Consider the following 23214-nt stretch of genomic DNA (forward strand, 5'->3'; position numbering starts at 1 on the left):
CCCCGTCTCCCCCCGGGGCGCCCCGCCCCGTGGGGGGGGCGGGGGCGGGGGTTGGGGGCGCGGGGGGCCCCCGGGCGGCCCATGGGTCTGTGGGGGCCGACAAAACCCCGGGTCCGCCCCCCACAACCACATTCTCGGCGGTGTCTGATCAGGGGTGGGTCATGGACTCCACGTCGAGGGCCTTGTCGAGGTCTTCCTCGGTGATCGTGCCGTCGGCGACGTAGCCGAGCTTGATGACCGTGTCCTTGATCGTGGCGCCCTCGGCGAGGGCCTGCTTGGCGACCTTGGCGGCGGCCTCGTAGCCGATGTACTTGTTGAGCGGCGTGACGATCGAGGGGGAGGACTCGGCATAGGCGCGGAGACGCTCGGGGATCGGCACGATGCCGTCGACGGTGCGCTCGGCCAGGACGGTCATCGAGGTCGAGAGCAGGCGGATCGACTCGAGGATGTTGCGGGCCATCACCGGCATCGCGACGTTGAGCTCGAAGGCGCCCGAGGCGCCGGCGGCGGTCACCGCGGCGTCGTTGCCGATCACCTGGTACGCCACCATCAACGTGGCCTCCGGGACGACCGGATTCACCTTGCCGGGCATGATCGAGGAGCCGGGCTGGAGGTCGGGCAGGTGGATCTCGGCCAGACCGGTGGTCGGGCCCGACGACATCCAGCGCAGGTCGTTGTTGATCTTGATCAAGCCGACGGCGATGGTCTTCAGTACGCCGGAGAGCTCGACCAGCGAGTCGCGGGTGCCCTGCGCCTCGAAGTGGTTGCGCGCCTCGGTGAACGGCTGGCCGGTGCGCTCGGACAGGTCGGCGATCACGGCCTGCGGGAAGCCCGCGGGCGTGTTGATCCCGGTGCCGACCGCGGTGCCGCCGAGCGCCAGCTCACGCACCCGCGGTAGCACCGCCTCGAGCCGCTCGGCGGCGTAGCGGATCGTGGCTGCGTACCCTCCGAACTCCTGGCCGAGGGTGACCGGTGTTGCGTCCATCAAATGCGTGCGTCCCGACTTCACCAGGCCGGCGAACTCGGTGGCCTTCGTCTCGAGCGAGGTGGCCAGCACGTCGATCGCGGGCAGCAGCTGCTCGGTGACGGCGACGGCGGCGGCGACGTGGATCGCGGTCGGGAAGGTGTCGTTGGAGGACTGGGAGGCGTTGACGTGGTCGTTGGGATGTACGTCGCCGCCCGCACGCGCCACCAGAGACGCGATCACCTCGTTGGCGTTCATGTTCGAGGAGGTGCCGGACCCGGTCTGGAACACGTCGATCGGGAACGCGTCGTCGTGCCGCCCCTCGGAGACCTCGCCGGCAGCCGCGATGATCGCCTCCGCCTTGTCGCCGGGGAGCACGCCGAGATCGCGGTTGGTCTTCGCGGCGGCGGCCTTCACATGGCCGATCGCATGGATCAGCGCCGGCTCGATCGGCGTCCCGGAGATGGGGAAGTTCTCCACTGCCCGCTGGGTCTGGGCGCGCCACAGCGCGTCCTTCGGGACCCGGACCTCACCCATGGAGTCGTGCTCGATGCGAAAGCTCATGTCGTCCATGTCTGGTTCAACCTTTGACTAGTTGGTGCCATTCCCGTGCGAGACGGTGCCCGCATAGAGCCAGTACGTCTCCGAGTGGCCTTGCAGGTCGACGGGATAGGAGAGCGCCTCGGCGTCGTCGAAGACCTGCGCCATCACCTCCAGCAGCGCCGGCGCCTCCGCCGCCGACCACACCACCACCGTGCCACCTGGGGCGGTGGCCAGCCGCGCGTCAGCCAGGGCGGGCGCCTCGTAGAGCGCCCCGTTGGCGTCGTGGACGAGGTAGCCGGGGCCGTTGTCGACGTCCAGCAGCACGACGTCGTAGGCCGCCGGCCTGCTCTCCCGCAGGACCGCGGCCACGTCGGCGACCTCGACCCGGACGCGCTCGTCCGCCAGCAGCGCGGGGCCGTGCGGGATCCGGCCGGCGCGCATCCACTCGACCAGGCGCGGCTCGATCTCGACGACAGTGACCGTCTCGACGCGCGGGTCGGCCAGCACGGCCTCGAGGGTGAACCCGAGCCCGAGGCCACCGATGAGCACGTGCTGCGGCTGTGCGTGCAGCCCGAGCGCACGCGTCGCGAGCGCCTTCTCGGTCGAGGTCTCCCGGGTGTCCATCACGAAGATCCCGTTGGCCCGCAGCTCCAGGTGTCCGTCCGCCCGGTGCTTCAGGACCAGGCCCCCGTCTGCGATCACCGATTCCGTCCCGCTCACGGGTCCATTGTGTCGGATGTGGGTACCGGACCCGTCATGAGCGATGACAACACCCAGTTCCCCGCGCAGCAGCAGGAGCCTCCCGGGCTGACCGGCGAGATGGAGCCGGTGCCCGACCACGGCGAGTCGAGCTATCAGGGCCACGGCCGTCTCGAGGGCAAGGTCGCCCTGATCACCGGTGGCGACTCCGGCATCGGTCGCGCGGTCGCGATCGCGTACGCCCGGGAAGGGGCCGATGTGGCCTTCACCTACCTCCCCGAGGAGGAGCCGGACGCGCAGACGACCTCGAAGCTGGTCGAGGATGCCGGCCGGACGGTCCTGGCCATCCCGATCGACCTGCGCGAGCGTGAGGCGTGCGACGAGGTCGTCGAACGCACCGTGCAGGAGCTCGGCGGCCTGGACATCCTCGTCAACAACGCCGGCTACCAGTTCGCCCGTGACAAGGGCCTGACGGACATGGACGACGAGCGGATCGACCGGACCTTCAAGACCAACCTGTACGCGCTGCTCTGGCTGACCCGCGCGGCGGTGCCGCACCTGCAGAAGAGCAACGGCTGCGTCATCAACAACGCCTCGATCCAGGCGTACGAACCCTCGACCAGCCTGCTCGACTACGCCGCGACCAAGGCCGCGATCAACAACTTCACCGTCAATCTCGCCGCCGAGCTCGGCCCCGACGGGGTGCGGGTGAACGCGGTCGCGCCCGGACCGATCTGGACGCCGCTGCAGCCGGCGACGCAGGCGCCGGAGAAGGTGGAGAAATTCGGGGCCAACACGCCGCTGGGCCGCGCCGGCCAGCCGGCCGAGGTCGCGCCGGCGTTCGTCTTCCTGGCCTCCCCGGCCGAAGCGTCCTACGTGTCCGGAACCGTCCTCGGGGTGACTGGGGGACGGCCGGTGTTCTGATGGCTACCAGCAGCTTCGAGGGGAACGGGATCGAAGGCGGTGGTCCGGACGAAGGACCGGAACAGCGGATCACCCGCAACTGGAACGAGCTCCTCCAGGAGCTGCGGGTACTGCAGACCGGGGTGCAGATCCTGACCGGATTCCTGCTGACGGTGCCGTTCTCGCCACGCTTCCCGGACCTGAACGACCACCAGCAGACGATCTATCTCATCGTGCTGGTCGGCGCGGTCGTCACCACCTGCCTGATCATCGCTCCGGTCTCCTTCCACCGGATGCTGTTCCGGCGCCGGCAGCGGCCGTGGCTGGTGACGGCCTCGCACTGCTGCGCGCGGGCCGGACTGGTGGGCTTCGCGATCGTCTCGGCGCTGGTCGTGCTGCTCGTCTTCGACGTGGTCGTCTCGCTCGGCGCCGCGGTGGTCGCCGCCATCGCCGTGCTGCTCCTGTTCGTCTCCCTCTGGGCGGGCCTGCCGCTGCTGAACGGGCGAAACAACTCCCACTGACCCGGTGTGATCGCCACCACAGCGGGAGTACGCTGGATGGGAACCGAGTCTGGTGGGCATATGTGGTCGATCTTCTGGATTTTCGTCGCGGTGCTGCTGGGAGTTGCCGAGGCGTTCACGATGACGCTGGCGTTCGCTTTCGTCGCCGGCGGGGCGCTCCTTGCCGCGGGGAGCGCAGCCTTGGGTGCTCCGGTGCTGGTGCAGGTGCTTGTCTTCGCGCTCGCCGGTGGCGGCAGCGTGCTGCTGGTACGGCCCGTCGCACGCCGTCACATGGCGCTGCCGCCGCCGGTGCGTGACGGCACCGATGCGTTGGTCGGCCGCCAGGCGGTCGTCCTCGCCGAGGTCAGCTTCGCGCACGGCTTGGTGCGGCTGGCCGGCGAGGACTGGACCGCGCGGCCCTACGACGAGGACCTGGTCATCCCGGTCGGGTGCCGGGTCGATGTGCTCGAGATCGAAGGCGCGACGGCGCTCGTGCATCCGCGGGACCCGCTGTCGCTGTCGCCCTAGAGGAGGACGTACGACATGGAACTTCTGCTGATTGTGCTGGTCCTGATCGGGCTGGTGGTCGGGGGAGTGGCCTCGACGGTGCGGATCGTGCCGCAGGCCCGGCGCTACAACATCGAGCGGTTCGGGCGCTACCGGATCACGCTGCAGCCGGGGCTGAACTTCGTGATCCCACTGGTGGACCGGGTCAACACCAAGCTGGACGTACGCGAGACGGTCTACTCCTCCAACCCACGGCCGGTGATCACCGAGGACAACCTGGTCGTCAACATCGACACCGTCCTCTACTACCAGATCACCGACCCGCGCGCTGCTGCCTACGAGGTCGCGAACTATCTGCAGGCGATCGACCAGCTCACCGTGACGACGCTGCGCAACCTGATCGGGTCGATGGACCTGGAGAAGACCTTGACCTCGCGCGAGACGATCAACGCGCGGCTGCGCGAGGTGCTCGACGACGCCACCGGGAAGTGGGGGATCCGGGTCAACCGGGTCGAGATCAAGGCGATCGACCCGCCGGCCTCGATCAAGGAGGCGATGGAGAAGCAGATGCGCGCCGAGCGTGACAAGCGCGCCGCGATCCTGCACGCCGAGGGCAAGCGGGCCTCGCTGATCCTCGAGGCCGAGGGCACCCGGCAGAAGTCGATCCTGGAGGCCGAGGGTCACCAGCAGGCCAGGGTGCTCGAGGCCGACGGTGAGGCCAAGGCGCTCGAACGGGTCTTCCAGGCGGTCCACGCCAACGACGCCGACGCCAAGGTCCTGGCCTACAAGTACCTCGAGATGCTGCCCTCGCTCGCCGCGCACGGCAACTCGTTCTGGGTCATCCCCGGTGAGCTCACCGAGGCGATGCGTACGGTCACCGGTGCCTTCGCCGACAGCGCCTCGAAGTCCGCGGCCAACAGCAAGGACAACGGCACGGACAACGGACAGGGCGACGAACGACGTACGCCGCCGCTCCCCGGTCCGCGCAACGCCATCGAGCAGGCCCAGCGAGAGGCGCACGAGGAGGCCGCCAAGGCCGTCGAGGCGGCCAAGGAGGAGTCCGCCCGCGCGGACCGCATCGTCGGGTGACCCGGACTCGGGCACGTGAGCCGCTCGGGCGGGTACCGGGCGGCCATGAGCGAACCACGTGATGATCAGGAAGAGACCGAGGAGAACGGGCAGATCTCCGACGTCCAGCAGATGGACCCGGAGGTGGCCGGAAGGCCCATCGCGCCCTCGGACTCGACCGCCGACCACCCTGAGTCCGAGCCGGAGGAGGAGCCCGACGACGACTAGCGTCTCTGCGGCCGGGCCAGAAACCCGTCGCGATCGGGAACAACGAGGCGGCAGGATGCGGCCATGGCCCTGCCCACTCCCACGCTGCGTACGTCCCGGCTGCTGCTGAGGCCTTTCACCGACGCCGATGCGGGGCCTTTGTTCGCATTGCAGAGCGACGCCCGGGTGCTGCGCTACTGGGACTCACCGCCGTGGACCGATCCCACGCGCGCGGTGCGGTTCATCGCCAGGTGCCGCCAGATGGCGGAGGAGGGGAGTGGGGTGCGCGTGGCGATCGAGCGGGATTCGACGTTCCTGGGCTGGTGCACGTTCAACTCCTGGAATCCGGAATTCCGCAGCACGTCGCTGGGCTACTGCCTCGGCGAGGAAGCGTGGGGGCACGGCTTTGCGACAGAGGCCGCCGAGGCGCTGCTGACCTGGGCCTTCGACACCTCGGACCTGAATCGCGTCCAGGCGGAGGCCGACACTCGCAACGCTGCCTCCGCCCGGGTGCTGGAGAAGCTCGGGTTCACGCTCGAGGGGACGCTTCGCGAGGACTGCGTGGTGAACGGGGTCGTCTCCGACTCGTGGGTCTTCGGACTGCTCCGCCGGGAGTGGTTCGCCCAGCAACGGGGTACCGCACGGGCATGAGCCACGAGCAGCTTCCAGCAGAGGGGCCCGACGATCCCGAATACACCGACGAGAACGGTCAGGTCTCCGAGACCCAGAACCTCGATGAGGACGAGGCCGGCACTCCGATCGCGCCCTCGGACTCGACGGCGGGCTATCCCGACTCCGAGTCCGGCAGCCCGGACACGCAGGGGTCCGGACCGAGCGAGGCGCCGCCCGAGAACCGGCGCGACAACGACGTCTAGCGATTCTGCGGGCGGCCCGGGGTGGGTCAGGCTCAGCCGAAGAGGTCACCCAACCAGGACTCGCGGTGGTGGCTGCGGCGCTTGTCGTAGCGGTGGTCGTCGTCGTAGTCCCGCCGCTCGTACTCCCGCTTCTCATAGCGTCGCTCGTCGCGGTGCTCCTGTCGCGGCTGCTGGTAGCTGCCGGGCTGCGGGGCGCCGACGGACCGCTCGATGATCTTGTCGATCTCACCGCGGTCCAGCCACACGCCACGGCACTGCGGGCAGTAGTCGATCTCGATGCCTTGGCGCTCGCTCATCACCAGGGTGACACCGTCGATGGGGCACTGCATGGGGGTCTCCTCGTCGTCGGGGATCGGCGCCGATCAACCTATCCGGTCGTCCCGCACCGCCGGGGCCCAACGCCTGAGGGCGTCCGCTCAGCGCTCCTTCGACCGCACCCTGATCCCGGTGAGGGGGACCGTGGTGGTGCCGGAGGGGTCGGTGAAGAAGTCGTTGCCCTCGCCGTCGACCACGATGAAGGCAGGGAAGTTCTCGACCTCGATCTTCCAGACCGCCTCCATGCCGAGCTCGGGGTATTCGAGCACCTCGACGGACTTGATGCAGTCCTGCGCGAGTCGGGCGGCGGGGCCGCCGATCGAGCCGAGGTAGAAACCGCCGTAGGTGCCGCACGCCTCGGCGACCACCTTGGACCGGTTGCCCTTGGCCAGCATGACCATGGAGCCGCCGGCGGCCTGGAACTGCTCGACGTAGGAGTCCATCCGGCCCGCGGTCGTCGGTCCGAAGGAGCCGGACGCCATGCCCTCGGGCGTCTTCGCCGGACCGGCGTAGTAGACCGGGTGGTTCTTCATGTAGTCGGGCATCTCCTCGCCCGCGTCGAGCCGCTCCTTGATCTTGGCGTGCGCGATGTCGCGGGCCACCACCATCGGGCCGGTCAGCGAGAGCCGGGTCTTGACCGGGTGCTGGGAGAGAGTCGCGAGGATCTCGGACATCGGCTGGTTCAGGTCGATGTCGACGACCTCGCCGGCCGAGATCTCCTCGGCCATCCCGGCGTCGGGCATGTACTGCGCCGGGTCGGTCTCGAGCTGCTCGAGGAACACGCCGTCGCGGGTGATCTTGCCCAGCGCCTGGCGGTCGGCGGAGCAGGAGACCGCGATCGCGACGGGACACGAGGCGCCGTGGCGGGGGAGGCGGACGACGCGTACGTCGTGGCAGAAGTACTTGCCGCCGAACTGGGCGCCGATCCCGAAGGACTGGGTCAGCTCGAAGACCTTCTCCTCCAGGTCGAGGTCGCGGAAGCCGTGAGCGCTCATCGAGCCCTCGGTCGGGAGGTTGTCGAGGTAGTGGGCCGAGGCGTACTTGGCCGTCTTCAGCGCGAACTCCGCGGACGTCCCGCCGATGACGACGGCGAGGTGGTACGGCGGGCAGGCGGCCGTGCCCAGCGACCGAATCTTCTCGTCGAGGAAGGTGAGGATCTTCTCCGGGTTGAGGATCGCCTTGGTCTCCTGGAAAAGGAACGACTTGTTGGCGCTGCCGCCGCCCTTGGCCATGAAGAGGAACTTGTACTCCGGGCCGTTCTCGCCCTCGGCCGTCGAGTAGATCTCGACCTGCGCGGGCAGGTTGGAGCCGGTGTTCTTCTCCTCGTACGTGGTCAGCGGCGCGAGCTGGGAGTAGCGGAGGTTGAGCTTGGTGTAGGCGTCGAAGACACCGCGGCTGACGGTCTCGGCGTCGTCGGAGCCGGTCAGCACGCCCTCGGACTTCTTGCCCATCACGATCGCGGTGCCGGTGTCCTGGCACATCGGCAGGATCCCGCCGGCGGAGATGTTGACGTTCTTGAGCAGGTCGAGCGCGACGAAGCGGTCGTTGCCGGAGGCCTCGGGGTCGTCGATGATCTTGCGGAGCTGCTTGAGGTGCGCCGGGCGGAGGTACTGGTTGATGTCCTTCATCGCCTCGGCGGTCAGCAGGCGGATCGCCTCGGGGTCGACCTTGAGGAACTTGCGCCCGTCGACCTCGATCTCTTCCACCCCCTCTGAGGTGACCAGCCGGTAAGGCGTGTCGTCATGAGAAGTCGGGAGGAGGTCGGAGTACCGGAACTCAACGTCAGCCACGGAACCGAATCGTACGCCGCCGGGGATGTCACAGATCGCGCGCGTCCGTCGTCTAGATGTCGAGAGTCCCGAAGAACGGGGCCTGGACCCCAGGAGGAGAAATGACCGCCACCCGCATCGCACCCGCGGAGATCACCGGCTTCAAGGGGATGCTCATCAAGCGGTTCGCCATGAAGATGCTCGGTCAGGTGCCGTCCTCGGTCGGCGTCTACTGGCACAACCAGAAGGTGTTGATGGGCATGTCCGGCCTCGGCTCCAAGGTCAAGAAGTGGGATGCCTGCGACGAGCAGCTGAAGTCTTTTGCCCACATGGCCGTCGCCTCGTCGGTCGGGTGCAGCTGGTGCCTGGACTTCAACTACTTCGAGGCGCACAACCGCGGCCTCGACATGGACAAGGCCCGGGAGGTGCCGCGCTGGCGTGAGTCGGATGTGTTCACCCCGCTGGAGCGGGAGGTGATGGCGTACGCCGAGGCGATGAGCCAGGCCGAGCCGACCGTCACCGACGAGATGGTGTCGGCCCTGGTCGCGCAGCTCGGGGAGGCGGCCGTGATCGAGCTGACCGCGGTGATCGGGTTCGCCAACCTCTCGACCCGCACCAACGTCGCGCTGGGTATCGAGTCCGACGGCTTCGCGGAGGCCTGTGAGCTCAAGCCGCTCGCACAGCGCGGCGGTCAGTCGTCCATGATCGGGTGAACCCCTTGCGTCGGGTGCCCATCACTCCGTTACAGTGATGGAGACCCAACCCACACGGGAGTCCGCGGCAGCGGGCTGAGAGGGAGCTGGAGCCGCTCCGACCGTAATACCTGATCCGGATCATGCCGGCGAAGGAAGTGACTGACGTGTTGCCTGCCCTCCCGAGGCTCTTCTGTCTCGTGTCCACGACCGATGACCTGACGCTCCTGCCTGCGCTCGCCGCGGCAGGAGTCGACGGCTTCCAGGTGCGCGACAAGACCGCGACGACGCGTGAGCTGGTCGTTCTCACCGCGAGCGTGATCGAGCTCGTCGCTGCGTACGAGGCCTGTGTGGTCGTGGACGACCGGCTCGATGTCGCGCTCGCCGCCGGCGCGGACGGCGTCCATCTCGGTGCGTCCGATCTGCCGTTGGCCGAGGCCCGGCGGATCGCCGACGCGGTCGCCCCGGGGCTGGTCATCGGCGCGACCTGCCGGGATCGGGCCGCGGTCGAGGAGGCGGCGGCCGAGGGAGCCGACTACGCCGGCTTCGGGCCGGTCTTCGCGACCGCGTCCAAGGCTGGCCTGCCCGACCCGCTGGGCGTCTCCGCCGTCACCGATGCCGCCGGCGTGCTGCCGCTGATCGCGATCGGCGGGATCTCGGCGGAGTCTGCCGGGCCGGTCCGCGCCGCCGGGGCCCACGGGGTCGCCGTGATCGGTGGGCTCTGGCGACAACCCGATCCACTCCAGGCCGCGAAGGAGCTCGTGACGGCGGTGGCGTGATGCGCGTACGCGTTCTGGGGGCCGGGATCGTCGGGCTGTCTGTCGCCGATGAGCTGATCCGCCGCGGGCACGAGGTCACGATGGTCGATCCCGCGCCGGGGTCGGGGGCGTCGTACGCCGCGGCCGGCATGCTCAGCCCGGCCGGCGAGGCCTGGCACGGCGAGGAGGACCTGACCCGGCTGTGCCTGTCATCGCTCGCGCTGTGGCCTGACTTCGCGTCGAGGCTCGGGGTGCCCGTGCACACCCGCGGGACGCTGCTGGTCGGCGTCGACGCCGGGGACGTGCAGCAGGTCGAGCGGCAGCTCGCGGTGCTCGACCTCGCCGGGGTCGCCTACGAACGGCTGGGGCGTCGCGACCTGCTGGGATACGAACCCGGACTCGGCCGGGTCGCCGGCGGCGCCTTCCTCGCCGAGGACCATTCCGTCGACCCGCGTGCCGTCGTCGCGGCGCTGCTCGCGCGGGTAGGTGACCGCGTTGGTGACGGTGTTGAGGCCGCCGACCTGACTGTGATCGCGACCGGCGCGCAGCTGCCCGCTCCGTACTCCTCCCTCATCCGCCCGGTACGCGGCGACGTCGTCCGCCTGCGGACGGCGGAGCGGGTGGAGCGGACGGTGCGGGCCTGGGTGCACGGCGAGCAGGTGTACGTGGTGCCGCGGACCGAGAGCGACGAGGTCGTCATCGGGGCGACCTCCGAGGAACGCGACGGTCCGCTGCTGCCGACCGTCGAGGGCGTGTGGCGGCTGCTCGACTCCGCCCGCCGGGTGGTGCCGGGGCTCGACCGGGCCAGCGTGGTGGAGGTGACCTCGCGGGATCGGCCCGGCACCGCGGACAACCTGCCGCTCGTCGGACCGACCCAGGAGCCCGGCGTCGTGCTCGCCGCGGGCGCCTACCGCAACGGGGTCCTGCTCGCGCCGCTCATCGCGCGGCTCGTCGCCGATCACATCGAGACAGGGACGGTGGAGCCCGTGGTGGATCCGCGCCGGTTCCTGGAATACCCGGTCGACCGGGGATCCCTGGGCCTGACGGGCACTGAAACACCCGACAAGCCCACGAAGTGCCCGTCAAGCAACACCGAGGAGACCGACAGATGAGACTGATGATCAACGGCGAACCGGCCGAGGTCGCCGACGGCGCCGGCATCGTCGACCTGCTGACCGAGCGTGCTGGGAGCGCCATCGCGGTCAACGGCGAGGTCGTACCGCGTGCGGAGCATGCGACCACCCGCCTCGAGGACGGCGACGTCATCGAGATCGTGACGGCGGTGCAGGGCGGATGAGCGGAATCTTGAAGATCGCCGGACGCGAGCTGTCCTCGCGCCTCTTCCTCGGCACCGGCGGCCTGCCCAACCTGGCGCTGCTCCCGGAGGTCATCGCCGCGGCCGAGCCCGGGCTGGTGACGGTGTCGATGCGGCGTACGTCCTCCACGGCGTCCGGCGGTCTGCTCGAGACGCTCCGCGCCGCGGCCGTGCCGATCCTGCCCAACACGGCCGGTTGCCTCTCGGCGCGCGAGGCGGTGCTGACCGCCGAGCTGGCCCGGGAGGCGCTGGAGACCGACTGGGTCAAGCTCGAGGTGATCGGCGACGAGACCTCACTGATGCCCGACGCCGTCGAGCTCGTCGAGGCCGCCGAGCAGCTGGTGCGCAAAGGCTTCACGGTCCTTCCGTACGCCACCGACGACCCCGTCCTCGCGCGTCGGCTCGAGGACGCCGGCTGTGCGGCGGTGATGCCGCTCGGCTCGCCGATCGGGTCGGGGCTCGGCATCCTCAACCCGCACGCCATCGAGGCCGTCGTGGCCGCGGTCGACGTACCCGTCGTGCTCGATGCGGGGGTCGGCACCGCCTCCGACGCGGCGCTGGCGATGGAGCTCGGCTGCTCTGCCGTCCTCGCCGCCACCGCGGTGACGCGCGCCGACGCCCCGGCCGCGATGGCCCGCGCGCTGCGGCTCGCGGTCGAGGCCGGCCACGCCGCCCGTGGTGCCGGCCGGATCCCGCGCCAGGCCGTCGCCCGGGCGTCCTCACCCATGGAGGGCCGGATCGCATGAGTCTGCCGCGACTGCTGCTGCTCACCGACCGCTCCCAGCTGCCGCTCGGCCGGAGCCTGCTCGCCACGATCGCAGCCTGCGCCGAGGCCGGCCTGACCCATGTCGTACTCCGCGAGCTCGACGAGCCCGTGGAGCATCGAGCCAGACTGGCCGAGCTGCTCATGGCCCGCGGCCTCGACGTCATCGCCGCCCACACCCCGCTGCCCGGTGCGGTCGGCCTGAACCTGCCCGCCTCCGCGAGCTGTAACACGTCGTTCGGTGGGCCACCCGCCCGTTCAGAACGACCGGATGGTCCAACGAACAGCGTGTTACACCTCGGCCGGAGCTGCCACAGCCCCGCCGACGTAGCCCGAGCCGCCGAGGACGGGTTCGACTACGCGATGCTCAGCCCGTACGCCCTGACCGAGTCCAAGCCCGGCTACGGGCCGCCGCTGGGGCCGGCCGCGTTCGCCGACCTGCCGCTCCCGACGTACGCCCTGGGCGGGATCACCCCCGACAACGCCGCCGAGGCCGTGGAAGCCGGGGCTCACGGGGTCGCCGTGATGGGCGCGGTGATGCGAGCCGACGAGCCGGCACAGGTCGTACGTGACCTCCTCACCGCCCTCCCCGCTCCGGCGGTGACCTCGTGAATCCGCCGGTCGCGCTCACCGTCGCGGGCACCGACTCCGGAGGAGCGGCAGGTACGGCGGCCGACCTGGCCACCTTCGCCGCGCTCGGGGTCCACGGCGCCTGCGTGATCACCGCCGTCACCGCCCAGGACACGACCGGGGTCAGCGACATCCATGCCGTCCCGCTGGCCACCGTCGAGGCTCAGCTCCACGCCGTCTTCGACGACCTCCCCGTGGCGGCGGTGAAGACCGGCATGCTCGGCAGCGCCGAGACGGTCGAGCTCGTTGCCCGCCTCTGCGCCGGCCGCCCGCTCGTGGTCGACCCCGTCCTCGTCGCGACGTCCGGTGCCGTCCTCGGCGGGGAGGACGTACGCCGCGCCTACCTCGACCACCTCCTCCCGGTCGCCACCGTCGCCACCCCCAACCTCGACGAGGCCCGTGCCCTGACCGGTCGCGACGGGTCACCCCACGAGCTGGCCGAGGAGCTGGCCGGGCTGAAGCCGGCGGTGATCGTCACCGGGGGCGACCCGGCCGCCACCGGGGAGTGCACCGACTGGCTCGCCGAGCCGGGAAAGCCACCGATCCCGCTGCGGCACCCCGCCGTCCCCACGAGCAACGACCACGGCACGGGCTGCACGTACAGCTCGGCCCTCGCCGCCCACCTCGCCCACGGCGCGACCCTCCGCACAGCTGCGGAACGGGCCGGTGCGTACGTCACCCGACAGCTCGCCACCAGCAAGGACTGGACCCTCGGAAGAGGCCGAGGACCGATCGCCCACGTCGCCACCAGCCAGCCCAGCCCGACAAGCACCAAGGAGACAGCATGACCGTCCACCCCGCCCACACCCGCCTCGAGCTCGGCGACCTGAAGGTTCCGGTGACCCGGGTCGCGCTGACCAACGGCGAGACCTTCGACCGCTACTGCACCGAGGGCCCCGGATCGAAACCGGAGCAGGGCCTCCCCCCGCGTCGCGACGAGTGGATCGAGGAGCGAGGCGACACCGAGACCTACGAGGGCCGCCGGACCGAGCTGCTGGACAACGGCAAGGCAGCCGTACGCCGCGGCGCGGCCCGCCAGGAGTGGCAGGGTGAGCGCCGCCAACCGCGCCGTGGCACCAACATCACCCAGATGCACTACGCACGCAAGGGCATCATCACCAAGGAGATGGCCTACGTCGCGGTGCGAGAGAGCTGCGACCCCGAGCTGGTCCGCGAGGAGGTGGCGGCGGGCCGCGCGATCATCCCCAACAACGTCAACCACCCCGAGTCCGAGCCGATGATCATCGGCAAGCGGTTCCTGGTGAAGGTCAACGCCAACATCGGCAACTCCGCGGTGACCAGCAGCATCGCCGAGGAGGTCGACAAGCTCACCCACGCGATCACCTGGGGTGCCGACACGGTGATGGACCTCAGCACCGGCGACGACATCCACACCACCCGGGAGTGGATCCTGCGCAACAGCCCGGTCCCGATCGGCACCGTCCCGATCTACCAGGCTCTGGAGAAGGTCAACGGCGAGGCCGACAAGCTGACCTGGGAGGTCTTCCGCGACACCGTCATCGAGCAGGCCGAGCAGGGCGTCGACTACATGACGATCCACGCCGGGGTCCTGCTCCGCTACGTCCCGCTGACCGCCAACCGGGTCACCGGCATCGTCAGCCGAGGCGGCTCGATCATGGCTGGCTGGTGCCTCGCGCACCACCAGGAGAACTTCCTCTACACCCACTACGACGAGCTCTGCGAGATCTTCAAGCAGTACGACGTCGCCTTCTCCCTCGGTGACGGGCTGCGTCCGGGCAGCACCGCCGACGCCAACGACGAGGCCCAGCTCTCCGAGCTGCGCACCCTCGCCGAGCTGACCGAACGAGCCTGGGAGCACGACGTCCAGGTCATGGTCGAGGGCCCCGGCCACGTCCCGCTCAACCTCGTCGAGGAGAACGTACGTCTCCAGCAGGAGTGGTGCCACGGCGCGCCGTTCTACACGCTGGGCCCGCTCGCGACCGACATCGCGCCGGGCTACGACCACATCACCAGCGCCATCGGTGCGGCCACGATCGCGATGCACGGCACCGCGATGCTCTGCTACGTCACCCCGAAGGAGCACCTCGGCCTGCCGGACAAGGACGACGTGAAGACCGGCGTGATCACCTACAAGCTCGCCGCCCACGCCGCCGACATCGCCAAGGGCCATCCTGGCGCCCGCGACCACGACGACGCCCTCTCCAGGGCGCGCTTCGAGTTCCGCTGGCGTGACCAGTTCGCCCTCTCCCTGGACCCCGTCACCGCGGAGAGCTTCCACGACGAGACCCTGCCGGCGGAGAACGCCAAGACGGCCCACTTCTGCTCCATGTGCGGCCCGAAGTTCTGCTCGATGAAGATCAGCCAGGACGTACGTGACCGCTTCGGCAACGACGGGGCGACCCCCGAGGAGATCGAGGCCGGGATGATGGAGAAGTCGAAGGAGTTCGCGGCGGCGGGAGGTCGCGTCTACCTCCCGCTCGCCGACTGAACGGCCGCTACGCGTCCGATCGCAGGCTCTCGTAGATCCTGGCGAGCCCTTCGGACCCGTGTCCTGCGGCGATCTGTTCGCTGATCAGTGCCTGGACGCCGGCGATGGGGGAGGGGGCGACCCCCTCCTCCTCGCTGGCGCGCACGATGTGGGTGAGGTCGGAGAAGTCCAGGCTCTGCTGGCCCGCGACGGTGTAGTCACCACCGTCGATGACCTTCGCGTAACCGTCGAGTCCCTCGGTCATGGCGGCCAGGAAGGGCGCCTGCCGGGCGGCGAAGTCGACCGCGCTCATCCCCATCGAGGCGACCATCGCGGCCCCGTGGAAGAAGCCCGTGAACATCTGGTACATCCCCGACAGCATCGCCAGGTCCACCAGCGAGGCTCGGCCGGCGTCCTCGCCGTGGTACTCGCTGGTCGCCCAGACCTCGAGGGTCGGCAGGAGGGCGTCGTACGCAGCCCGCGAGCCGCTGTAGAAGATCTGACCGACGCGGGATCCGATCATCGCGGGCACGGCCATGATGGCGCCGTCGAGGTAGTCGACCCCGTGCGCACCAGCCCATTCGGCGAGCTGACGCGCCTCGTTCGGAGACGTGGTCGTGACGTTGAGGAGGGTGCGGCCACGGAGCTCGGCGGCGACCGGGCCGAGGGTCTCCTCGACCGAGGAGTGCTTGAGCAGGCAGGCGACGACGACGGGGCTCGCCAGCACCGCCTCGCGGACCGAGTCCGCGGCGTCGGCGCCGCGCGCCACGAGGTCGGTGGCGCGGCCTGGGGTCCGGTTCCAGACGGTCACCGAACGGCCGGCGTCGAGCAGCGCGGAGACCAGAGCGCTGCCCATCGCGCCGAGGCCGAGGACGGTGATGTCGGTGGTGGGGGTGGAGTTTCGGTCGGATCGACCAGTGGATTCAGTCACGTCCTCCATGCTGGCGGACGTCGGCGTGATCCGGGAGTACCCACTAATTACTGGGGTACGCACCTCCAGGTAAGTGCGAGCCCGGGTAAAGACTCAGGGTTGAACCTGAGAGACGGACGCCGCGTACGCCGATAGCATCAAGGGTCATGGGACTCCCCGAACCACACCCCGGCCAGCCGCGCCGCGCCGACCTCCGCGTCAGTGACGCCGATCGCCACGCGGTGGCCGACATCCTGCGTGAGGCGGCGGGGGAGGGCCGGCTCGACATCGACGAGCTCGAGGAGCGCCTCGAGGAGACCTACAAGGCCAAGACGTACGCCGACCTGGAGCCGATCACGCAGGACCTCCCGGTCGCCGGGCAGCCGCCGCTGGCCCCGGCGGCGCCCGCCGCCGCGGTCCCCGTCGTCTACGGCCAGGGCGAGGAGTCCGACAGTGCCAGCGCATTCCTGAGCAACGTCGAGCGCAAGGGCGTGTGGGTGGTCCCGCAGCACCTCTCGGTCAACGCGGTGCTGGGCGACGCCAACATCGACCTGCGCGAGGCGCACTACTCCGCGCGCGAGGTGGTCATCAGTGCCACCTCGGTGCTGGGCAGCGTCAAGGTCACCGTGCCGCCGCACGTCCACGTGATCGTGGAGGGCAACGGCGTGCTCGGCGACTTCAAGGAGCCGTCCGCGAAGGTGCCCGAGGTGCTCTCCGCCGACTCGCCCGTGGTGCGGGTGCGGGGCATCGCGGTGCTGGGCGATGTGACCGTCAAGCGCCGGGGTCCCCGGGGCCCTAAGCGCACGCTGAAGCAGCATCTCGGCCTGGAGTGAATGCCATCGGGGGGATTACTGAGGCATATCTCCGACCCCACCACTAGCATTCGCCCCATGGGAACGACCCCCGAGCCATTTCGCGGCCAGGATCCTGATCCGAACCTCCGGATCAGCGATGCCGACCGCCACAAGGTGGCCGACATCCTGCGCGAGGCCGCAGGCGAGGGCCGCCTGGAGATCGACGAGCTCGACGACCGCCTCGAGGCGACCTTCAAGGCCAAGACGTACGCCGACCTGATCCCGATCACGGTCGACCTGCCGGCAGCGGGCACCCCCGCTCCGCCGGTGCCGCAGGCGAAGCCCGCCGCCGGGAGCAGTCCCGCGGTCTTCGCGGACAACCCGATCGAGAGCCAGCTCTACGTCGCCATCATGAGCGGCGTCGACCGGCGCGGTGTCTGGACGGTGCCGGCGACCGGCAACGTGATCGCCCTGATGGGCGGCGCCGAGCTCGACATGCGGCAGGCGCAGTTCTCCGCGCAGGAGACCGTGATCTACGCCAACGCGATCATGGGCGGGGTCAACATCACCGTCGGCCCCGACGTCCAGGTCGTGATGCAGGGCGTCGGGATCATGGGCGGCTACGTCGGTCCGCGCGGGATCGAGCCGACCGGCGGTCCCGTGCTGCGGGTGAAGGGTCTGGCGCTGATGGGCGGCGTCACCGTCGTCCGCAAGCCGCTCAAGGAGGCCAAGGGTCCCAAGCAGCTGCGGCTGCCGCCGCACGAGCTCCCGCCACACGGGATGCACTGAGCAACACACCTCGGGATGGTCCGCTTCGCGGACCGATTTTGTCGTGCCTGGAATTCAGGCACTAACCTCGCCTGAACACGCTATTGTGTAGTTACATAGTAGACAAAGGAGACTCGGGATGAAGCCGAAGTGGAGCCTACTGCTGGGTGCCGCGATCGTGGCGGCCGTGGCGCTCGTCGGAGGGCTCCTCGTCATCGGTCCGAAGACACTCGCCGCCGGCTCCGCCGCGGCCGACCCGTCGGCCGCGCCGGTCAAGGAAGCGGCGGAGCTCGCCGCCACGACCGACGAGCGCCCCAGCATGATCCTCTTCCTGATGGACGACTTCTCCCTGGAGTTGCTCCGCACGATGCCGGAGGCGACCAGGATGGCCGCGGAGGGAGCGACCTACCAGAACTCCTTCGTCATCGACTCGCTGTGCTGCCCCTCGCGGGCCGCGCTGCTGACCGGGCAGACGCCGCACCACACCAAGGTGCTCACCAACACCCAGAACGACCCGGAGCACCCGGTCGGCGGCTGGTCGGCGTTCCAGCGCTACGGCAACGTGGAGAAGCAGTTCAGCATCGGGCTGCAGGAGGCCGGCTACACGACCGGGTTCGTGGGGAAGTACATCAACGCCTACGAGGCCACCCTCGGCTCCGACGGCAAGCGGGTCCCGCCGCCCAAGGTGCCCGGCTGGGACTCCTGGAACGCGCTCCTCGGCGGCGCCTACGGCGGCTGGGGCTACCAGAGCACGTTCCTCGACGGTAACGGCACGGTGCAGCTGCGCAACCACCCGCAGCCCGCGCAGAACGCCACCGTGCAGCAGAAGGACGCCGCGTACGCCACGAGCGTCACCCGCGACTACGCCCTCGCCTTCATCGAGAAGCACCGCGACGACGAGAACCCCTACTTCCTCGAGATCGCGGCCTACGGGCCCCACTCGCGGCTCGGCCACCACTACCCGGGACTGGACACCTGGTTCCCGCCGGCTTTCGCCGACCAGGCGCCAGCCGGCGACCCCGCGGGCGGCAACTGTGGCCGCGTCGACTGTGCCGACCTGACACTGAAGGACCTCGTCGGCTACGGCGACGACCGCTGGGACAACGCGCCCACCTACCTCGGCCGCGCCGGACGTACGTCCCAGGCTCCTGCCTGGCGCACCAACAAGGTCTCGCTGAGCGACGAGACCGCGTTGAGCCAGTACCGCGACCGGGCCCGGATGGTGCAGTCGATCGACCGGATGATCACCCAGGTCCGCCGGGCTGCCGGTGACGACACCTACATCGTGCTGACCTCCGACAACGGCTTCCACCTCGGCCAGCACCAGCTCAACGGCGGCAAGGGCGCTCCGTACGACTCCGACACCCGCGTCCCGCTGGTCGTCGTCGGCCCCGACGTGGTGCCCGGCAAGCGCAGCCAGTTCGTCAACAACATCGATCTGGCGCCGACCTTCCTTGACATCGCGGGTGCCCCGACCCCGGCGTACGTCTCCGGCACCTCGTTCGCGGAGACCCTGAGCCGGCCGCGGCTGCCGGGTGGGAGGTACGCCTTCTTCGAGCACACCTACGCCAAGTCCCACCCCGGCGAGGTCGACCTCGACAGCGGCTCGGGCGGCACCATCGACATCATCCCGTCCTACATCGCGGTGCGTGGCGCGCGCGGGCTGCTGGTCCGGTTCGATCTGGACAAGTCGTGGAAGGGCACCGACTACGCCTACGAGCTCTACCGCTACGACCGGCCGTGGGAGGACCGCAACGTCTTCGCCGAGGACCACGCGAAGCCCTACGCCCGCGACCTGATGCGCCGGCTCAACGCCTACGAGGGCTGTGCCCCGGCTGTGTGCCGGGCTTTGACCCGCTGATTCCGAATCTGGGCTATGGTGTCCCCGCCGAGGAAATGTGTCCTCGGTCACTTCACAACGGATCGTCCGGCACGTACCTGCCGGTGAAGGAGACAACGGAATCATGGCAACAGTTACGTTCGAGAAGGCGCAGCGTTGGTACGCCGGCGCCGCGGAGCCCGCCGTCAAGGGCATCGACCTCGAGATCAAGGACGGCGAGTTCATGGTGCTCGTCGGCCCGTCCGGATGCGGTAAGACCACCACCCTGCGCATGCTCGCCGGGCTGGAGGAGGTCAACTCGGGCGCCATCAGGATCGGCGACCGCGACGTCACCAACGTCGCGCCCAAGGACCGCGACATCGCGATGGTCTTCCAGAACTACGCGCTCTACCCGCACATGAGCGTCGCCGAGAATATGGCGTTCTCGCTGAAGATGGCGAAGGTCCCGAAGGCCGAGCGTGACAAGCTCGTCGCCGAGGCCGCCAAGACCCTGGGGCTGACCGACTACCTCGACCGCAAGCCGAAGGCGCTCTCCGGTGGTCAGCGCCAGCGCGTTGCCATGGGCCGTGCGATCGTCCGCCAGCCGCAGGTCTTCTGCATGGACGAGCCGCTGTCCAACCTCGACGCCAAGATGCGCGTGCAGACCCGCACCGACATCGCCAAGCTCCAGGCCGAGCTCGGCATCACCACCGTCTACGTCACCCACGACCAGGTCGAGGCCATGACGATGGGCGACCGCGTCGCGGTGATGAGCAACGGCGTGCTGCAGCAGGTCGACACCCCGCTCAACCTCTACCGCAAGCCGGTCAACCTCTTCGTCGCCGGCTTCATCGGCTCGCCGCAGATGAACCTCATCAAGGCCACCGCCGCCGACGGCGGCGCCAAGATCGGGGAGTACGTCGTCCCCGTCGGTGCCTCCGACCTGCCCAAGGAGATCACCATCGGCGTGCGCCCGGAGAGCTTCCGGGTCATCGGCGAGGGCCAGGGCGGGCTGCCGGTCCAGGTGACCGTCGTCGAGGAGCTCGGCTCCGACTCCTACGTCTACGGCACCAGCGACGTCGAGGGCGTCCCGTCCACCCTGATCGTCCGGGTCTCCTCCAAGGACCAGGTCAGCAAGGGCGACACCATCTACGTCACCACCGACCCCGAGGACGTCCACGTCTTCGACACCGAGTCGGGCCTGCGCGTCAACTGATGCCTCCTCGTCTGGACGAGCGCAGCGGAGGAAGACGAGGATCAAGCGAAAGCGCTGCGCGAATTGCGAAGCAATCGCAAAATCACTGTTGGTTCATTCTGGCCAGCATCGCGTTGTAGGCATCGAGGGCCTCGTCGCTGTCGGGATCCACGGATCCCGGCTCGGCGGGGCCCTCCGTCGTGCCCCGAGCGCTCTCCTGGGCGAGCCGGGCGCTGCGTACGCCGTCGAGGAAGCGGCCGGTCATCTTGGCCCGACGCTCGGGCGAGGCGATCACGGCGATGACCAGGCCGATGGCGAGGAACATCATCCCGGCGTCGCCCGCGGCCCACATCAGGCCGCCGGCGGTCTGGATGTCGCGGACGGCGTCCAGTGCCCAGTCGGGGCGGGCCGCGGAGTAGACCGGGTAGAGGTTGCGCTCGGTCTGCAGCATCACGATCCCGACGATCGTGTCGGGCACCATCCCGACCACGAGGAGCGAGATCCGGCCCAGGTAGGGCAGGTCGGTGCGTACCTTCTCCTCGCCGATCGTGCCGGTGAGGAAGAGGAAGCCGGCGACGATGTAGGCGACCTGCTCGCCGACCATCAGCGGCGTGCTCTGCGCCATCGAGTCCATGAACCCGGACAGGTGGGTGCCGATGATGACCAGTGAGTAGAGCAGGGTGCCGGTGGCCGGGTGGACCAGGATGGTTACCGGGAGCGAGCGCATCGCCCGCTCGGCGCGCGGGCCGATCTCGGCGATGACGGTGAGCGGGTGACCGAGCACCAGAAGTGTGGGCACGACCATGATCAGGGTCAGGTGGAGCACCATGTGCATCCAGGCCAGCGCCATCGCATAGCCGTTGATGGCCGAGGCCACCACGACGTACGTCAGGCCGAGCCCGGTCAGGAACGACGCGACCCGCCAGCCCCTGACGGTCGAGGCCGCGCCGGCGGCGTTGCGGAGCGTGAGGTAGCCCGCGCCGAGGATGACCACGGCGAGCAGCCAGCCGGGCTGGAGACTCCAGGTGGTGAAGAACTCGGACCAACCGAGCGCGGGCAGGGAGCCGTGGTCGTGCATGGTCTCACGGTATCTCCGGGGTGCGACCGGAGGTTATTCGGTGCGGCGTCCGGGCTCGATCAGTGGCACCAGGAACAGCCGGGCGAGCGCACGCAGCTGCGCCTCGTCGTCGATGTCGACGACCTCGCTGGGGGTGACCAGGAACGAGGTCGAGGTGCGGACCATCAGCTCGGCGACGAGATCGACCTGGACCTCGGGGGGTACGTTGCCGGCTCGCTGCTCGCGCCGCAGCTGCCCCGCGACGAAGCGCGCGACCGTGGCCACGGTGCGCCCGCCGTCGCCGACGATCGAGTGGACCAGCGAGTCGGTCTCGACGGCGAGGAGACCACCGATCAGCGGGTTGCCGCGGATCGCCCGCATCGCGCTGGCGAAGCCGATCTCGACCCGCTCGGCCGCGTCGGCCGCACCGGCGATGTCGAGCACGAACTGGTCGAAGTAACGCCGGAACTCGCGACGTACGACCTGCTCGACCAGGGCGTCCTTGTTGGCGAAGCGGCGATAGACCGTGATCCGGGCGACCCCGGCTCGCTTCGCGACCTCCTCCATGGTGGTGCGCTTGATACCGACCTGACGGAACTGGTCCGCGGCGGCGTCGAGGAGCTTCGCGGTCACCGCCTCGTCCTCGATGGGCTCGGCGACGTCCGCGAGCGCCCTTGCGAGCAGCGACCTCGACTCGTCCTCGGGGACCGTGGTGCGCATCAGATCTGCTACGCGGTGAGCGTGCGGTCGGCGGCTCGGTCGGCGGTGCGGCGCACGATCTTGATGAAGGTCGGCCACAGGCCCCGGGGAAGGTCGTGGCCCATGCCCTTGATCAGGGTGATCTCGGAGCCGGGGACGGCCGCGGCAGTCGCCCGGCCACCGGAGACGTGGACCATCTTGTCGGCCAGGCCGTGGATCACGCTGAACGGCACCTTGACCCGGCCGAGGTCCTCGGTGCGGTCGGGCTGGGTGAGGACGGCGAGCATCTGACGGGCGACGGCCGCGGCGTCGACGCCGCGGTTCCAGGTGTCGATGGCCCGGCGGCGTACCTCGTCCTCGGGCTCGGGGTAGGCAGGCGAGCCGATCTGGAGACCGCCCTTGATCTGGCGCTCGATGTAACCCTCCAGACCGGGCTTCTTGATGACCAGCGCGGGCAGCAGCGTCGGGTGCTGGAAGCCGACACCGCGACGGCCGGTGGTCGACATCGTCGAGCAGACCGAGCGCACCCGGTCGGGGTGACGGATGGCGAGGGTCTGGGCGATCATCCCGCCCATCGACACGCCCCACACGTGAGCGGACTCGATGCCGAGGTGGGTCAGCAGTGCGGCCGCGTCGTCGGCGAGGTCGGTCAGGCCGTACGGAGACGGAGTCGGCAGTCCCACGAACGCCCGGGCCAGCCTGGCCAGCGTGATCCGCTCGTCGCTCGGGTGAGGCGAGGAGTGGCCGACGTCGCGGTTGTCGTAGCGGACCACGTAGAACCCGGCCTGGGCCAGCTGCTCGCACAGCCTGACGTCCCACCAGGTCATCGGGCCGCCGAGCCCCATGATCAGCAGCAACGGGTCAGCGCCGGGATCGCCGAACGTGTCGTACGCAAGCTCGACTCCTCCGGGGAGGAAAGCAGTGGACTCGGTCGGCTCGGCGGCGGTGGTCATGCCGAGATTTTACGGGACGGGGCCAGATGTCTCCGGCCGCGTGGATCTCGACCCGCCCGTCG

Annotated in this window: 27 protein-coding genes and 1 riboswitch; of the genes, 19 read left to right on the forward strand and 8 right to left on the reverse strand. The window is 69.7% G+C overall.

All coding sequences use genetic code 11. The features are described from left to right. Positions 1–148 precede the first annotated feature (148 nt). Together ACFVJS_RS13700 and ACFVJS_RS13705 are read right to left on the reverse strand one after the other, a co-directional pair. Positions 149–1537, reverse strand: a complete 1389-nt coding sequence (locus tag ACFVJS_RS13700) for a class II fumarate hydratase (RefSeq protein ID WP_378880831.1) — start codon at positions 1535–1537, stop codon at positions 149–151. An 18-nt stretch (positions 1538–1555) separates the two neighbouring features. After that, positions 1556–2227: a spermidine synthase gene (locus ACFVJS_RS13705; RefSeq protein ID WP_378880834.1), complete on the reverse strand. Its 672-nt coding sequence runs from the start codon at positions 2225–2227 to the stop codon at positions 1556–1558. 36 nt (positions 2228–2263) lie between these two features. Here ACFVJS_RS13705 and ACFVJS_RS13710 point away from each other — a divergent pair, with 36 nt between their 5' ends. The 7 genes from ACFVJS_RS13710 (at position 2264) to ACFVJS_RS13740 (ending at position 6266) form a co-directional block, all read left to right on the forward strand. Continuing rightward, the gene (locus ACFVJS_RS13710; protein WP_378880836.1) at positions 2264–3130 is read left to right on the forward strand and encodes a glucose 1-dehydrogenase; all 867 of its coding nucleotides are present in this window, start codon (positions 2264–2266) and stop codon (positions 3128–3130) included. Continuing rightward, positions 3130–3630 carry a DUF6328 family protein gene (locus tag ACFVJS_RS13715; protein ID WP_378880839.1) on the forward strand — a complete coding sequence of 167 codons (501 nt, stop codon included), beginning with the start codon at positions 3130–3132 and terminating at the stop codon, positions 3628–3630. Before ACFVJS_RS13710 ends, ACFVJS_RS13715 begins: the two co-directional genes overlap by 1 nt. Before the next feature lie 60 nt (positions 3631–3690). Then, positions 3691–4137 (forward strand): NfeD family protein, encoded by a 447-nt coding sequence (locus ACFVJS_RS13720; protein WP_378880842.1) that lies wholly within the window; start codon positions 3691–3693, stop codon positions 4135–4137. 15 nt (positions 4138–4152) lie between these two features. Further along, complete coding sequence (locus ACFVJS_RS13725; protein WP_378880844.1) at positions 4153–5205, forward strand: SPFH domain-containing protein; 1053 nt, start codon at positions 4153–4155, stop codon at positions 5203–5205. Positions 5206–5250: 45 nt separating this feature from the next. Beyond that, positions 5251–5412, forward strand: a complete 162-nt coding sequence (locus ACFVJS_RS13730; protein WP_378880847.1) for a hypothetical protein — start codon at positions 5251–5253, stop codon at positions 5410–5412. Between the two features lie 63 nt (positions 5413–5475). Continuing rightward, positions 5476–6042: a GNAT family N-acetyltransferase gene (locus ACFVJS_RS13735; protein ID WP_378880851.1), complete on the forward strand. Its 567-nt coding sequence runs from the start codon at positions 5476–5478 to the stop codon at positions 6040–6042. Continuing rightward, positions 6039–6266: a hypothetical protein gene (locus ACFVJS_RS13740; protein ID WP_378880854.1), complete on the forward strand. Its 228-nt coding sequence runs from the start codon at positions 6039–6041 to the stop codon at positions 6264–6266. The genes ACFVJS_RS13735 and ACFVJS_RS13740 overlap by 4 nt, the downstream gene beginning before the upstream one ends. 32 nt (positions 6267–6298) lie before the next feature. Here the strand turns inward: ACFVJS_RS13740 and ACFVJS_RS13745 are convergent, their stop codons facing one another. After that, the gene (locus tag ACFVJS_RS13745) at positions 6299–6595 is read right to left on the reverse strand and encodes a zf-TFIIB domain-containing protein (RefSeq protein WP_378880857.1); all 297 of its coding nucleotides are present in this window, start codon (positions 6593–6595) and stop codon (positions 6299–6301) included. 87 nt (positions 6596–6682) lie between these two features. Continuing rightward, entirely contained in the window at positions 6683–8371 is a 1689-nt protein-coding gene (locus ACFVJS_RS13750) for a fumarate hydratase (RefSeq protein WP_378880859.1), read from the reverse strand. A gap of 101 nt (positions 8372–8472) precedes the next feature. Here ACFVJS_RS13750 and ACFVJS_RS13755 point away from each other — a divergent pair, with 101 nt between their 5' ends. The 8 genes from ACFVJS_RS13755 to thiC all read left to right on the forward strand — a co-directional run bounded on the left by ACFVJS_RS13755 (position 8473) and on the right by thiC (position 14978). After that, positions 8473–9063, forward strand: coding sequence for a carboxymuconolactone decarboxylase family protein (locus ACFVJS_RS13755; protein ID WP_378880861.1), 591 nt, complete (start codon positions 8473–8475; stop codon positions 9061–9063). 44 nt (positions 9064–9107) lie between these two features. Next, a riboswitch (TPP riboswitch) is annotated at positions 9108–9217 on the forward strand. 25 nt (positions 9218–9242) lie between these two features. Further along, positions 9243–9821 carry a thiamine phosphate synthase gene (thiE, locus tag ACFVJS_RS13760; protein ID WP_378880864.1) on the forward strand — a complete coding sequence of 193 codons (579 nt, stop codon included), beginning with the start codon at positions 9243–9245 and terminating at the stop codon, positions 9819–9821. Then, positions 9821–10912: an FAD-dependent oxidoreductase gene (locus tag ACFVJS_RS13765; protein ID WP_378880866.1), complete on the forward strand. Its 1092-nt coding sequence runs from the start codon at positions 9821–9823 to the stop codon at positions 10910–10912. Before thiE ends, ACFVJS_RS13765 begins: the two co-directional genes overlap by 1 nt. Then, positions 10909–11097: a sulfur carrier protein ThiS gene (gene thiS / locus ACFVJS_RS13770; RefSeq protein ID WP_378880869.1), complete on the forward strand. Its 189-nt coding sequence runs from the start codon at positions 10909–10911 to the stop codon at positions 11095–11097. The genes ACFVJS_RS13765 and thiS overlap by 4 nt, the downstream gene beginning before the upstream one ends. Beyond that, complete coding sequence (locus tag ACFVJS_RS13775) at positions 11094–11861, forward strand: thiazole synthase (RefSeq protein WP_378880872.1); 768 nt, start codon at positions 11094–11096, stop codon at positions 11859–11861. Before thiS ends, ACFVJS_RS13775 begins: the two co-directional genes overlap by 4 nt. Continuing rightward, a complete protein-coding gene (locus tag ACFVJS_RS13780) occupies positions 11858–12490 on the forward strand; it encodes a thiamine phosphate synthase (protein WP_378880875.1) in 633 nt (210 codons plus the stop codon). Before ACFVJS_RS13775 ends, ACFVJS_RS13780 begins: the two co-directional genes overlap by 4 nt. Next, entirely contained in the window at positions 12487–13296 is an 810-nt protein-coding gene (gene thiD / locus ACFVJS_RS13785; protein WP_378880878.1) for a bifunctional hydroxymethylpyrimidine kinase/phosphomethylpyrimidine kinase, read from the forward strand. The genes ACFVJS_RS13780 and thiD overlap by 4 nt, the downstream gene beginning before the upstream one ends. Further along, positions 13293–14978: a phosphomethylpyrimidine synthase ThiC gene (gene thiC / locus ACFVJS_RS13790; RefSeq protein ID WP_378880881.1), complete on the forward strand. Its 1686-nt coding sequence runs from the start codon at positions 13293–13295 to the stop codon at positions 14976–14978. Before thiD ends, thiC begins: the two co-directional genes overlap by 4 nt. A 7-nt stretch (positions 14979–14985) precedes the next feature. Here the strand turns inward: thiC and ACFVJS_RS13795 are convergent, their stop codons facing one another. Next, complete coding sequence (locus tag ACFVJS_RS13795) at positions 14986–15888, reverse strand: NAD(P)-dependent oxidoreductase (RefSeq protein ID WP_378880884.1); 903 nt, start codon at positions 15886–15888, stop codon at positions 14986–14988. A 146-nt stretch (positions 15889–16034) separates the two neighbouring features. Between ACFVJS_RS13795 and ACFVJS_RS13800 the strand changes: the two genes are divergently transcribed. From ACFVJS_RS13800 to ACFVJS_RS13815, 4 genes are all read left to right on the forward strand, one after another. Continuing rightward, positions 16035–16700, forward strand: a complete 666-nt coding sequence (locus ACFVJS_RS13800; RefSeq protein WP_378880885.1) for a DUF1707 domain-containing protein — start codon at positions 16035–16037, stop codon at positions 16698–16700. Between the two features lie 57 nt (positions 16701–16757). After that, the gene (locus ACFVJS_RS13805) at positions 16758–17450 is read left to right on the forward strand and encodes a DUF1707 domain-containing protein (RefSeq protein WP_378880888.1); all 693 of its coding nucleotides are present in this window, start codon (positions 16758–16760) and stop codon (positions 17448–17450) included. A gap of 118 nt (positions 17451–17568) precedes the next feature. Beyond that, positions 17569–19290, forward strand: coding sequence for a sulfatase-like hydrolase/transferase (locus tag ACFVJS_RS13810; protein WP_378880891.1), 1722 nt, complete (start codon positions 17569–17571; stop codon positions 19288–19290). A gap of 103 nt (positions 19291–19393) precedes the next feature. Beyond that, positions 19394–20464, forward strand: coding sequence for an ABC transporter ATP-binding protein (locus ACFVJS_RS13815; RefSeq protein ID WP_378880894.1), 1071 nt, complete (start codon positions 19394–19396; stop codon positions 20462–20464). 82 nt (positions 20465–20546) lie between these two features. On the opposite strand, the gene ACFVJS_RS13820 is transcribed toward ACFVJS_RS13815, so the two are convergent. The 3 genes from ACFVJS_RS13820 to ACFVJS_RS13830 are packed head-to-tail and all read right to left on the reverse strand — an operon-like array spanning position 20547 to position 23152. After that, positions 20547–21521, reverse strand: a complete 975-nt coding sequence (locus ACFVJS_RS13820; protein ID WP_378880896.1) for a cytochrome c oxidase assembly protein — start codon at positions 21519–21521, stop codon at positions 20547–20549. A 33-nt stretch (positions 21522–21554) separates the two neighbouring features. Beyond that, positions 21555–22220, reverse strand: coding sequence for a TetR/AcrR family transcriptional regulator (locus ACFVJS_RS13825; RefSeq protein WP_378880898.1), 666 nt, complete (start codon positions 22218–22220; stop codon positions 21555–21557). An 8-nt stretch (positions 22221–22228) separates the two neighbouring features. Then, positions 22229–23152, reverse strand: a complete 924-nt coding sequence (locus ACFVJS_RS13830) for an alpha/beta fold hydrolase (protein WP_378880900.1) — start codon at positions 23150–23152, stop codon at positions 22229–22231. Positions 23153–23214 lie beyond the last annotated feature (62 nt).

The organism is Nocardioides sp. NPDC057772 (assembly GCF_042798075.1).
Taxonomy (GTDB): domain Bacteria; phylum Actinomycetota; class Actinomycetes; order Propionibacteriales; family Nocardioidaceae; genus Nocardioides.

Excerpts from the sequence above, each read along its gene's own strand:
- ACFVJS_RS13740 (WP_378880854.1), top strand. The coding sequence starts at position 6,039 with ATGAGCCACGAGCAGCTTCCAGCAGAGGGGCCCGACGATCCCGAATAC.
- ACFVJS_RS13815 (WP_378880894.1), top strand. The coding sequence starts at position 19,394 with ATGGCAACAGTTACGTTCGAGAAGGCGCAGCGTTGGTACGCCGGCGCC.
- ACFVJS_RS13780 (WP_378880875.1), top strand. The coding sequence starts at position 11,858 with ATGAGTCTGCCGCGACTGCTGCTGCTCACCGACCGCTCCCAGCTGCCG.
- ACFVJS_RS13825 (WP_378880898.1), bottom strand. The coding sequence starts at position 22,220 with ATGCGCACCACGGTCCCCGAGGACGAGTCGAGGTCGCTGCTCGCAAGG.
- ACFVJS_RS13720 (WP_378880842.1), top strand. The coding sequence starts at position 3,691 with ATGTGGTCGATCTTCTGGATTTTCGTCGCGGTGCTGCTGGGAGTTGCC.
- ACFVJS_RS13700 (WP_378880831.1), bottom strand. The coding sequence starts at position 1,537 with ATGGACGACATGAGCTTTCGCATCGAGCACGACTCCATGGGTGAGGTC.
- ACFVJS_RS13775 (WP_378880872.1), top strand. The coding sequence starts at position 11,094 with ATGAGCGGAATCTTGAAGATCGCCGGACGCGAGCTGTCCTCGCGCCTC.
- ACFVJS_RS13755 (WP_378880861.1), top strand. The coding sequence starts at position 8,473 with ATGACCGCCACCCGCATCGCACCCGCGGAGATCACCGGCTTCAAGGGG.
- ACFVJS_RS13765 (WP_378880866.1), top strand. The coding sequence starts at position 9,821 with ATGCGCGTACGCGTTCTGGGGGCCGGGATCGTCGGGCTGTCTGTCGCC.
- ACFVJS_RS13745 (WP_378880857.1), bottom strand. The coding sequence starts at position 6,595 with ATGCAGTGCCCCATCGACGGTGTCACCCTGGTGATGAGCGAGCGCCAA.
- ACFVJS_RS13725 (WP_378880844.1), top strand. The coding sequence starts at position 4,153 with ATGGAACTTCTGCTGATTGTGCTGGTCCTGATCGGGCTGGTGGTCGGG.
- ACFVJS_RS13735 (WP_378880851.1), top strand. The coding sequence starts at position 5,476 with ATGGCCCTGCCCACTCCCACGCTGCGTACGTCCCGGCTGCTGCTGAGG.
- thiC (WP_378880881.1), top strand. The coding sequence starts at position 13,293 with ATGACCGTCCACCCCGCCCACACCCGCCTCGAGCTCGGCGACCTGAAG.
- ACFVJS_RS13800 (WP_378880885.1), top strand. The coding sequence starts at position 16,035 with ATGGGACTCCCCGAACCACACCCCGGCCAGCCGCGCCGCGCCGACCTC.
- ACFVJS_RS13820 (WP_378880896.1), bottom strand. The coding sequence starts at position 21,521 with ATGCACGACCACGGCTCCCTGCCCGCGCTCGGTTGGTCCGAGTTCTTC.
- ACFVJS_RS13730 (WP_378880847.1), top strand. The coding sequence starts at position 5,251 with ATGAGCGAACCACGTGATGATCAGGAAGAGACCGAGGAGAACGGGCAG.
- ACFVJS_RS13830 (WP_378880900.1), bottom strand. The coding sequence starts at position 23,152 with ATGACCACCGCCGCCGAGCCGACCGAGTCCACTGCTTTCCTCCCCGGA.
- ACFVJS_RS13715 (WP_378880839.1), top strand. The coding sequence starts at position 3,130 with ATGGCTACCAGCAGCTTCGAGGGGAACGGGATCGAAGGCGGTGGTCCG.
- ACFVJS_RS13710 (WP_378880836.1), top strand. The coding sequence starts at position 2,264 with ATGAGCGATGACAACACCCAGTTCCCCGCGCAGCAGCAGGAGCCTCCC.
- ACFVJS_RS13810 (WP_378880891.1), top strand. The coding sequence starts at position 17,569 with ATGAAGCCGAAGTGGAGCCTACTGCTGGGTGCCGCGATCGTGGCGGCC.
- ACFVJS_RS13805 (WP_378880888.1), top strand. The coding sequence starts at position 16,758 with ATGGGAACGACCCCCGAGCCATTTCGCGGCCAGGATCCTGATCCGAAC.
- thiS (WP_378880869.1), top strand. The coding sequence starts at position 10,909 with ATGAGACTGATGATCAACGGCGAACCGGCCGAGGTCGCCGACGGCGCC.